Source organism: Neisseria dentiae (assembly GCF_024580525.1).
Taxonomy (GTDB): Bacteria; Pseudomonadota; Gammaproteobacteria; order Burkholderiales; family Neisseriaceae; genus Neisseria; species Neisseria dentiae_A.
The window spans coordinates 53,257-62,876 of record NZ_JANIKQ010000017.1; the positions used below are offsets into that span (position 1 = coordinate 53,257).

General features: G+C 41.1%; 11 protein-coding genes. 2 read left to right on the plus strand and 9 right to left on the minus strand.

Annotated features, from left to right (window positions below; genetic code table 11):
* Positions 1 to 113: 113 nt before the first annotated feature.
* From NQ012_RS10295 to NQ012_RS10310, 4 genes are all read right to left on the minus strand, one after another.
* Positions 114 to 596 carry a DUF411 domain-containing protein gene (locus NQ012_RS10295; protein ID WP_253224326.1) on the minus strand — a complete coding sequence of 161 codons (483 nt, stop codon included), beginning with the start codon at positions 594 to 596 and terminating at the stop codon, positions 114 to 116.
* A gap of 87 nt (positions 597 to 683) precedes the next feature.
* Positions 684 to 2,288, minus strand: coding sequence for a multicopper oxidase family protein (locus NQ012_RS10300; RefSeq protein WP_078318301.1), 1,605 nt, complete (start codon positions 2,286 to 2,288; stop codon positions 684 to 686).
* Entirely contained in the window at positions 2,288 to 2,524 is a 237-nt protein-coding gene (locus NQ012_RS10305; RefSeq protein ID WP_025235801.1) for a DUF2933 domain-containing protein, read from the minus strand. The genes NQ012_RS10300 and NQ012_RS10305 overlap by 1 nt, the downstream gene beginning before the upstream one ends.
* A 132-nt stretch (positions 2,525 to 2,656) precedes the next feature.
* Positions 2,657 to 2,887, minus strand: a complete 231-nt coding sequence (locus tag NQ012_RS10310) for a hypothetical protein (protein WP_444939764.1) — start codon at positions 2,885 to 2,887, stop codon at positions 2,657 to 2,659.
* Positions 2,888 to 2,964: 77 nt separating this feature from the next.
* Between NQ012_RS10310 and NQ012_RS10315 the strand changes: the two genes are divergently transcribed.
* Entirely contained in the window at positions 2,965 to 3,084 is a 120-nt protein-coding gene (locus NQ012_RS10315) for an arsenical resistance-3 family transporter (RefSeq protein ID WP_444939765.1), read from the plus strand.
* A 52-nt stretch (positions 3,085 to 3,136) separates the two neighbouring features.
* Here the strand turns inward: NQ012_RS10315 and NQ012_RS10320 are convergent, their stop codons facing one another.
* Positions 3,137 to 3,958 carry a zinc-dependent alcohol dehydrogenase family protein gene (locus tag NQ012_RS10320; protein ID WP_306440850.1) on the minus strand — a complete coding sequence of 274 codons (822 nt, stop codon included), beginning with the start codon at positions 3,956 to 3,958 and terminating at the stop codon, positions 3,137 to 3,139.
* Between NQ012_RS10320 and NQ012_RS10325 the strand changes: the two genes are divergently transcribed.
* Positions 3,891 to 4,109: an efflux RND transporter permease subunit gene (locus tag NQ012_RS10325; RefSeq protein ID WP_228840868.1), complete on the plus strand. Its 219-nt coding sequence runs from the start codon at positions 3,891 to 3,893 to the stop codon at positions 4,107 to 4,109. The two genes, NQ012_RS10320 and NQ012_RS10325, sit on opposite strands and share 68 nt — an antisense overlap.
* A gap of 49 nt (positions 4,110 to 4,158) precedes the next feature.
* Here the strand turns inward: NQ012_RS10325 and NQ012_RS10330 are convergent, their stop codons facing one another.
* Genes NQ012_RS10330 through NQ012_RS10345 form a run of 4 tightly spaced genes read right to left on the minus strand, consistent with a single transcriptional unit; the run spans position 4,159 to position 9,400 of the window.
* Positions 4,159 to 4,569 (minus strand): hypothetical protein, encoded by a 411-nt coding sequence (locus tag NQ012_RS10330; protein WP_005631033.1) that lies wholly within the window; start codon positions 4,567 to 4,569, stop codon positions 4,159 to 4,161.
* 1 nt (position 4,570) lies between these two features.
* Positions 4,571 to 6,610, minus strand: coding sequence for a hypothetical protein (locus NQ012_RS10335; protein WP_005631036.1), 2,040 nt, complete (start codon positions 6,608 to 6,610; stop codon positions 4,571 to 4,573).
* A gap of 2 nt (positions 6,611 to 6,612) precedes the next feature.
* Positions 6,613 to 8,133 carry a site-specific integrase gene (locus tag NQ012_RS10340; protein WP_257067515.1) on the minus strand — a complete coding sequence of 507 codons (1,521 nt, stop codon included), beginning with the start codon at positions 8,131 to 8,133 and terminating at the stop codon, positions 6,613 to 6,615.
* Positions 8,120 to 9,400 (minus strand): site-specific integrase, encoded by a 1,281-nt coding sequence (locus NQ012_RS10345; RefSeq protein ID WP_249963272.1) that lies wholly within the window; start codon positions 9,398 to 9,400, stop codon positions 8,120 to 8,122. The genes NQ012_RS10340 and NQ012_RS10345 overlap by 14 nt, the downstream gene beginning before the upstream one ends.
* Positions 9,401 to 9,620: the final 220 nt, after the last annotated feature.

Sequence of the window (9,620 nt, forward strand, 5' to 3'; positions counted from 1 at the left end):
ACCGCAAGAAGCACTTATCGGTGGTAAAAAACAGCGGTTTTTGACGCTTTGATGAGAAAAAATTCAGCCTGAAAACCGATGAGCGTTTTCAGGCTGGTTTTTTTGCCGAGCGTTCAAGGATAACTTTGGTACACGCTGTGCGTGCCGTTTTTGCCCAGCAGCAGCACATCGTAGGGGTCTTTTCGGCCGCCGTACGCTTCACCGTCCATTCCCGGCGAGCCAATGGGCATTGCGGGCACGGCGATGCCGACGGCGTCGGGGCGTTCGGCAAGCAGGCGTTTGACTTCTGATGCGGGCGTGTGCCCTTCGACGGCGTAGCCGTCAATCACGGCGGTGTGGCAGGAGCCGTATTTAGGCGATATGCCCATTTGTGTGCGGATTTGGCTGTTGCCGGTGTCGTGGATTTTCACGCTAAAACCGTTGTCCTGCATATGCTTGACCCATTCGCCGCAGCAGCCGCAACTTGGGCTTTTGTACACTTCCAGTACGGGTTTGGCCTCTGCGGGGGCGGGGTTGGCGAGCATCCAGCCTGCGCCTGCCACGCTTGCCAAGACGGCTGATAGGGCCAAGGTTTTGCCAAAAAAGGATTTGTTCATTGTTTTGCCTCGTCGTGGGTTAAGTGGTTTGGGGATTTTTCAGGCAGGCTTAATCAAGCAAGGCCGTCTGAAAAAGCGGTTCGGGGTTTATTTCACTTGCAACATTGCCATCATTCCCAGATTTTCGTGTTCCAAGATATGGCAGTGGAACATTTTGAGACCCTTGTTTCCTTGGATAAAGCGGATGACGGCGGTTTCGCCCGGGCGCAGGTTGACCGTGTCTTTGCGGGCGCGGTAAGGCGCGGGGGCGGTGTTGCCGTTCAGGCTGGTTTGCAGCACTTCAAACTGCGTGCCGTGCAGGTGGAAGGGGTGATCCATATGGCTTTGGTTGGCCAGCGTCCATTCTTCGACATCGCCTTCGTTGCCGACAAAGTCCACGCGCTTCATATCGAAGGTTTTACCGTTGACCAAAAACACGCCTACCATATCTTGGGGAATGGTGTTTTGCATCGCGCCCGCCATTTCACCCGCCATTGCGCCGTGATCCATTCCCTGCATACCGCCTTGGCTTTGCGTGTTTTGCATCGGCTTCATTTGTTCGCTGAACACCACTTCACGCTTGACCACAGGCGCAGGCAGCGCAGGCAGTGTGCGCAAGGCGGCAGGCAGGGCGGCATCGGCGGGGGTGAATTGCACTTCGCCCAGGTTCAGGTCGGCGGCTTTTTCCTGCACCATCATTTTGCGGCGGTCGTAGTACAGGCTGGTGAGTTCGGCCGTGGTCTGCGCCTGACCGACGGCGAACACTTCCACCCGCTCGGCGGGGGCTAAAAACAGCTCGTCGGCGGGGGCAAGCGGTTTTTCCAAGAGGCCGCCGTCGGTGCCGACCACAATCCACTGCACACCTTTGATTTTCAGGCGCAGGTAGCGGGCGCTGGTGGCGTTCCAGATACGCAGGCGCTCGTTGCCGGAGAGCTTGATTTTCGGGCGGTATTGCCCGTTAATCAGCACGAATTCGCCTTCACGCCCGTTCATCCAGTCGAGCATTGTGTTGGGCGGAATGCTGCCGTCTTCATTCAGGCGCAAGTTGGAAATCAGCCAGTGCTGTTCGCTGTGGGCGAGCACATCGTTTTTGGCTTTGACGATGAGCGTACCGGCCAGCCCTTTGTAGACCTGCTCGGAAACATAATTGTGCGGGTGCGGGTGATACCAGTAAGTGCCGGCGCTGCCCTCGGGCAGGGTGAAGCGGTAGGTTTTGCTCTGCCCCGGCTCTATCGGGTCTTGTGGGTTACCGTCGGCGTCGTTGGGCACATCCAGCCCGTGCCAGTGCACGGTGGTGGGCTGCGGCAGGCGGTTGGTTACGGTGATTTCCACCGTATCGCCCTCGTACACTTCAATCTGCGGCCCGGGCAGCTGCCCGTTATACGCCCAAAACTCGGTTTCTTTGCCGCCCGCCATTGTGATTTTCACCGGCGCGGCCGTAATGGCTGCCTGAAACACGCCCGCCTGCGATGAAGCGTTGGCAAGCCTAGGCAAATCTTTAAGCGGCTGGCCCGAAGGCATCATTTCAGACGGCATCAGTTTTCCCGTTCCCTGCATATTGCCCATACCGCCCATCGTGCCGGACGCCATTTGGTGCCCTTGGCCGCCCATATCCATAGGCTGCCCGTTCATTCCGAAGCGCGACAAGGCATACCAAGACGCGCCCGCCGCACCGATGCCGATGCCGTAGAGTAAAAATTTTCTGCGATCCATTATTTGTCTCCTGTGTCAAGATTGGGGCGGTGTGTTATCTTCACCGCTTCGGTTTTGGCATTGTGCGTGCCGTGGCTGCCGTGTCCGCCGTGCATAAACAGGTGCATCAGGGGGCAGAGCATCAACAGGGCGAAGGGCAAAAGTGCGGGCTTGGCAAAGGCGATGACGGCGAAGGCGGCAGCCGCCAATACCAACAGGGCTTTTTTGTTTTTTGCCAGTTTGCTTAGGGTGTTCATCGTCGGTCTCCTTAAAGGTTTGGGTGAAACGGTTTTTTGAAAACTTGGGCTCAGTGTAAGCCCTTACCCTGCGTTAGGGTCAAGGGCTTTTTTGTGGGCGCCGGGTAAAGTTTTCTTGCCGTTTCTTTACGCTCATAGCCTGCTGTTGTTCAGCCGCAGAGCGTTGGCAATCACCGAGGCGGAGCTCACGCTCATCACCAAGGCGGCAATCATCGGCGAGAGCAGCCAGCCGGTAAAGGGGTACAGCACGCCGGCGGCAACGGGAACCCCTAGGCCGTTGTATAAGAAGGCAAATAACAGGTTTTCCTTCATATTGCGCACGGTGGCCTCAGACAATTTGCGTGCGGTGGCAATACCCCGCAAATCGCCTTTGACCAGACGAAATTTCCGCCCCTGCGTGCTTGATTGGCACGAGTAATTTTTTTGAATTGGCGGTGGCGGTGGCAATTTCTTTGTTCGGTTTGCACTCGGGGGCGGCATTGGCAACGGTGGTCGGTGTGCTGGTGGAAGTGCCTGTGATGCTCTCGCTAATGTGGTGGCTTAATCGGCAGGTAAAATAACGATGTGCCGTCTGAAACTTATTTTTCAGACGGCATATTTACCTTAAAACAATCAAACCTTTACCAAAATCTTCCCAATCTGTGCATTGCTTTCCATATAACGGTGAGCTTCCGCCATTTCATCAAAAGCAAAAACTTTGTCAATTTCTGGTTTTAATTGACAGCTTGCTAAGCCGTCAAACACGAATTTTTTCGCTTGAGCGAGTTTTTCTGGTACGGTAGTGATTTCAAACAATTCATAGCCTCGCACGGTTAAGTGTTTGCCTAAAATTGGGAACACAGGCACGGCGATATCATCGTGGCTTAATGCACCGTAGATGATGTATTTGCCGTCTTGTGTCATTGCGTTGATAATTTTTGCTGCTTCTTTGTCACCCAAAGGGTCGAACACCAAATTCACGCCTTTGCCGTTTGTAATTTCTAGTAATTTAGCCGTAACGTCATCTTCTTTGGTGGCAATCACAAAATCCGCCCCTTTCTGTAAAAGCACATCGCCTTTGGCGTGCGTGCGAGACAGAGCAATCACGTTTGCCCCTTGCATTTTGGCGATTTGAATGGCGGCAATGCCTACCGAGCTGGTCGCTCCGCCCAATACAACAAAATCGCCTTTTTGCACCTTGCCAAATTCAATCAAACCGCCGTATGCGGTTACAAACATCATCCAACTTGCCGCAGCTTGTTCCATTGTGAGGTTTTCAGGGTGTTTTACCACAGCGTGAACGGGCATATTTACGATTTCGCCATAAGTGCCGTATTCGGAACGTGTCCGCCCGATTTTAATGACCACCATTGCAATGGTAGCGGGAATGATCCCGGCCGTGTTTGCCAGCGGTGCAGGCGCGGCATTTAGAGCACCTATGGCAATCGCTGTCATTTGTGGTTTAATCGCCTCAACCTTGTTGAGCCTAGTATTTGTGCCTGTAGTTTATTCCTTAATGGATGACCTCAGAGAATGGCTAGCCCCGAAATTAGCCAAATTAACATCAGTAACACCGGAGGATAGAATCCCAAGAAGAGAAGGATAATCTTTTTGAAAAAATACTGTTTGAAATTTAAATTTCAAACGGTATCTCTTTATCGATGCTGGCGATTAACTGCAATAAGTGGCTTATTTAGCTTATCTTCTGTCATTCCATGCATATATGCATTATACTGCCATACAATGAATTTTTGCTTGTATTGCTCATTGATTTCTTCCAATCGTTGTACTTGAGCCTTTAAATTATTTACTTGTTTTTGCAAATAATCTATCGTTACATTTGGTTGAGGATTAGCTTTAGAGTTTTCTTTTATTCTTTGTTTCCGTGTACTAAAAGCCTTTTGTATATCACTATAATTAGCTAGTGATTGTCTTTCAATGCTTTTAATATTCAATAGTTGTGAAACTTCAGAACAAAGTAAATCCCATGTTAATTTACCCTCCCAAGTATTAATCAACATGATTATATCTTCTAAATTTTCCTCTGTGATAAGAATTTTAGGCATACTATAACTCCATTAGTCTATATAAATCATCGTCTAATCTAGCTGTTTCAGGCTTTTGAAGATCTATATCCATTCCCTTTTCCTGTAAAGCTAATTTAACTGGAGAAGGGTCGTACTCATCAGGCATTCTTAATAATGATCCATTTGGGATTTCACTATTTTCTAAGAACTTAATTTTAGTTTTTATATGTGTTAATCTCCATCCTAGGTTACTTATCCAACGATCTGCACCAAAAACACCTATTTTATGGTGTTCTTTGGCTTTATTAAATTGCTCGGTTAATTGAGTTTCACGTTGCTTTAATATTTCTAAAGAAGACTCTAATCCTTTAATACAAATAAGCTCTTTACATGTTTCACAATCACCATGACGAGAACATGGAGACATCGCATAATCATGTTCACAAATACCTATTTCTGTTATCGTTGCAACTCCAATTCTGTCTTTACCTAAGTCTTCATAGGTAATAGGAAGATTTAAATGAATTTTGTCTAATATTGAAATATCCTCAGGAATGAGTAAATCTCGAACTGCCTCACTTTTTTCTTCTTCTGTCCTGTGATCATAAGCTTTATTATCTGCCACTCTAGCTCTGCCTGCCCAGTTAGCTAAAGTTAATTCATCCATTCCACCTCGCTCAGCTTTTGTACTCAACCAATGCCTTGCATTATGCGATGGTAATCTAATAAATTCTCCTTTAGATGTACCTATACAATGTTTTTCCCATAATGATGTTTTAGGGCGAGTTTCTGAATAGCAAAATCTATCATTAATTTGGTTCACTGTTGGTAACACAAAAGAGAAACTTTTAGAGGAAAAGTCATCATGAAATTCATTTTCTCTGAATAATAACAAAGCTTCAGAAGCCTTAACGTTTTTATGTTTATCTACATAGGGCCAATTATTAAATTTTGATGTGTATTTTTTATACAAAAATTTTCCTAGTATCTCATAAGTTATAATTCCATCGTTTTCACTTATTAAATTTTTAAACCATTTGGTGTTACAGATATTTTGGGAATCAATATCTAACACTTCAGCTATTTCACTTTTAGTCAAAGGCTTTTTGTATAAAGAATGGGATGTTACAAGATCTTTATCAAATAACATCAATATATTAGGATTTTCTTCTGCAAATTTAGCTGCTTTTCTTGCCAAGGAGCTTATATTTGTTAAACGCCTAACCGCTTCAACAACAATATCTTGCATACAGCTAGGAACCCACTTTAATCCCTCTTTACCATTTTTTGCTGGTATCCATCGAATACCTAATTGCTTATTTCCCAAGCTATCGTCCTCCCATTCTAAGCAATTGACAGATAAAGACATCAACTCAGAACAACGAGATGGAGCGACCATAAGTAGAGCCATAACAGCTGTATAATATTCAGTTTCTTTGTCTAAATTAGGGGCATCATGAAAGAGTTTAGCAACCAGCATCATTTCTTCATCAGTTGGCATTTTACTTGAACGGTATTCTTTTCCTTTATCATCCAGTAGTATAGTCAAATCTCTAGGGCGTTTATAAGGATTTTCCCATAAAGGTAGTTGAGGTGTAATTTGATTTTCTCTACAAAAATCAAATAATTTTTGAATTTGATAGCCTAATTTATTGACTGATTCCGTACCTTTTTTATACTTTTTTGATACGATATTTTCTACTTCATGAATAGCTAAATAATCAAGCTGAAGTATGTCAGCCTTTCCTTTAATATTATAGAGAGCCATTTCAACTATACGTAAAGATTCAATATGTCTGGCTAAATTACGAATGGGATTTAGAGAATAAGTATAACGAATATAGGCTTTGGCAAATTCAATGAATGGTGCAGCTAATGGCTCATATTTATAAGCTGTAGATTTAATTCTTTCTGTGGAAAAACGAACCTGAACTGGATAAATGCTGAATGTTGTTTTCCATTGATTGTTTTCCCAGCAATCATTTCCAAAGATAGTAAGCTGATTTTTACTGAAATTAATAAATTGCTCTAAATTAGATTTAGGATTATTATCTTGTGGAGTAAAAATTAGATTATTCATAATTAGTGGCTCCCAATAGTTCTTTTCATATCATTGCAAGCTTGAACAACATACTCAACAGCTAAAATAATACGATCTTTGGATGATGCATAATCTATGCTTTTGGTTTGTTTTAAACGTTCTTCCTTTTCCTCATACAATTTATTTAAGATTTGTTGATGAGGACCATCAACGAGCGGTCTAAACTTAGGACATAAATAACAAGTTTCATAGCCAGTTATACAAAAATCATTTGTACCACAAGCACCTATTGTATCTATTCCGTTATTGGTTATTAAAGATGTTGGATCATGCCCCCTTTCGCTTTCATTTAAGTTAGAAATAATTCTACCTGTAAATGCTTGAGCGAGTTTTCCCATTTCAGCACCCATAACACGATCAATGTATTGCACTGTATCAGCTGTATTTTCAGTATAAACTTTAACGTTTTGTGTATCTGTATGATCTAGGAGCTCTGCTATAATCGTTGCCCCAACCCCTTTTCTTCCTAGATTTGTTCCTCTAGTATGGCGAAAACGTCTTGCTGTTACATGAATAATCTCGCCTGTTCGTTCTGAAATTGCTTTTTGGTGAATACAGAATTTTCGTAATGCGTATAGCTCCAACGAAGAAGCAGAATAATGAAAAATATCTTTGTTTAATAATGAAAGATCAAAATTCCTATTTTTGATATTCTTCTTTAAACAATTCCAATCAATAAACATTGGTAATTTCATTTTATAACTAGAAATAAAGGTTTCATCAACCAAACTAAGCAATTTCTTATATTGATATTCTATAAAGTTTAGGAGAATTAAATATAAGTCCTCTGTGATAGCAAGTTTTTTAAATGTTTCTCTGAATAATCCTCCTCTTTTTTTGGCACTAGGGATATTTAGAAAATAATTCCATGTTCCTTGAGAGATTTCCTTTCTTAGGTCTTCAAATTTTAAATGGCGTATTTGAATGGGTCTTCTAGCTGTAGATTGAAGTAAGTGAATATATGCATATGTTTCAAATGAAATAAGATCTTCTCTCCAAAGTCTAGCAAGTTCAGCCATTAAAGCCAAAATTTCATTTTCGGTAAATGCTCCTGTATAAGGGCATCTCATTAATACCGATTTACCTTTATCATTTCCACTCAACGTAAAGCTTTCTAGCAATGACACAACAGATTTATCAACTCCATAATAGCCATACTCATGCCATGACAGTAAAAAACCCTTTAATGCTCCTAAATGCCACTCACGCTCTTTACCTAAAGTAGCTTTCCAATTTATTATCACAGATGTATCAATAATATTTGAGTCAGTACTTATTACAAATTCTTGGAATCGGCGATGCATATTAAAAGTATGGTAGCTAGAATATTTTTCAGCATAAATAGCAAGTGTTTTTTTAAATCCTGCTAGTGTTTTATGATCTATATCTAATACAGCTTGAGAGAAATTAATTGTAATATCTTTACTTATATGCCAAGAGTTTTCATTTTCATCAAATACATACCCATCTCTTGACTGTCTAAGACGTTTATTCTGATTCATAATTATCAACCTTTTTTTGAAACTCAATCTGAAGATCTAATAATATCTTGTTAGCTTTTTCTCTTATATAACGTTGATTATAAATATTTCCTGATTTCTCGGATGTATGTCCCATAAGATGTTGTCTCATCTTTGCTTCTTTTTCAGGAGAAATAAAATCTTTATGAGAAGAATCATGATTTACATTTTGATTATTTTTATCCACCTTTCGTGAAAAATCTAAGTTCCATTCATGACGAAAAATATGTGGATGAATAATTGAAAATTTAGAATCTATCTTTTTCATCGTTGGTACAATAACATTATCAAAAGAACTGGTACTAATTGGGTTTCCTTGCGTTTTTCCTTTTCGATGGGTTACAAATAAATATGGATGTTTATTAGCGTTAGGAATCTTAGAGCGATAGTTCATAATATAGTCATTGATAAGTTGAGCTATATTTTGTGAAATAGGAAGTCGCCTTTCTTTCGTTTTACTTACAGCTTGCTTCTTCCTTGTGTCAAATTTATCATCATGCGTTCGTCTAATTGTAATTGAGGATTTAGCTGTTCCTATATCAATAAATGGGATTTGAATTGATAATAGCTCTCCTCTTCTAATCCCTAATTCCTTTAATAAGATAAACATCAAATGGTTTCTTTTTCTAATTCCAATATCTTGAAATGGATTATTAGGATTAGAAAAGTTCGCAATAGACATAAACTCATCTAACAATCCATCAGGTAGCTCACTTTCTGGTTTGATAGATAATGTTTTATGATTTTTAGGTCTTGACTCTTTAATTAACGTAATTAGTTTCGTCAATTTTTCAATATATTCATTAGATACATTAATTACTTTAGATAGAAATAATATGTATTCTGAAAGCGTTGTTAGTCTATTATATTGATGACTAAGAGATACGGCAGAATAAATATCAATAAATTGAGTCCTACCTTTCATTAACACACTTTTTTTTGTATTGATTACATTCTTTTGCTTTTTTACATTTATTCTCATATGCTGAATAAGAGATTCTAATTGGTTTTCTGTTAAGAGTACTTTGTTATGAATTAGATCACTAATAACAAGATTATTCTGTTTTTCCCAATTCATTATCCACTGTATAGTTCCCAGCTTATTTCTAATTGTGTTTACTGCGGATTGATTACGTAGTTCCACAGTTACCCATAAGGTTGAATAAAAATCAGGAATACCAGTTTTAACATTAACCAATATAGGAAAACGTTCTCCATTTGAAAAAAGGACTGTTTCTAATCTATACATATTCATTTAATTTACAAAAATATCATATATAAATACTATCAAATTAAAGATGTTGTGTCAAAATTAATGTAAAAAAAGAGAACCCTTTTAAAATAAAGGGTTCTCTATATTTATATGGGTTTTATTTTACAGTTTTAAATTATATGTAACTCAGAACGGAATATCGTCGTCGATATCGTCCACCGGCGCGGCGGGGGCTTGGCGGCGCGGGGCGGCGGCT

Bases quoted from the DNA above. Each gene is read 5' to 3' on its own strand.
- NQ012_RS10325 (WP_228840868.1), top strand. From the start codon at position 3,891: ATGATCCCGGCCGTGTTTGCCAGCGGTGCAGGCGCGGCATTTAGAGCA.
- NQ012_RS10335 (WP_005631036.1), bottom strand. From the start codon at position 6,610: ATGAATAATCTAATTTTTACTCCACAAGATAATAATCCTAAATCTAAT.
- NQ012_RS10330 (WP_005631033.1), bottom strand. From the start codon at position 4,569: ATGCCTAAAATTCTTATCACAGAGGAAAATTTAGAAGATATAATCATG.
- NQ012_RS10340 (WP_257067515.1), bottom strand. From the start codon at position 8,133: ATGAATCAGAATAAACGTCTTAGACAGTCAAGAGATGGGTATGTATTT.
- NQ012_RS10320 (WP_306440850.1), bottom strand. From the start codon at position 3,958: ATGACAGCGATTGCCATAGGTGCTCTAAATGCCGCGCCTGCACCGCTG.
- NQ012_RS10295 (WP_253224326.1), bottom strand. From the start codon at position 596: ATGAACAAATCCTTTTTTGGCAAAACCTTGGCCCTATCAGCCGTCTTG.
- NQ012_RS10345 (WP_249963272.1), bottom strand. From the start codon at position 9,400: ATGTATAGATTAGAAACAGTCCTTTTTTCAAATGGAGAACGTTTTCCT.
- NQ012_RS10305 (WP_025235801.1), bottom strand. From the start codon at position 2,524: ATGAACACCCTAAGCAAACTGGCAAAAAACAAAAAAGCCCTGTTGGTA.
- NQ012_RS10300 (WP_078318301.1), bottom strand. From the start codon at position 2,288: ATGGATCGCAGAAAATTTTTACTCTACGGCATCGGCATCGGTGCGGCG.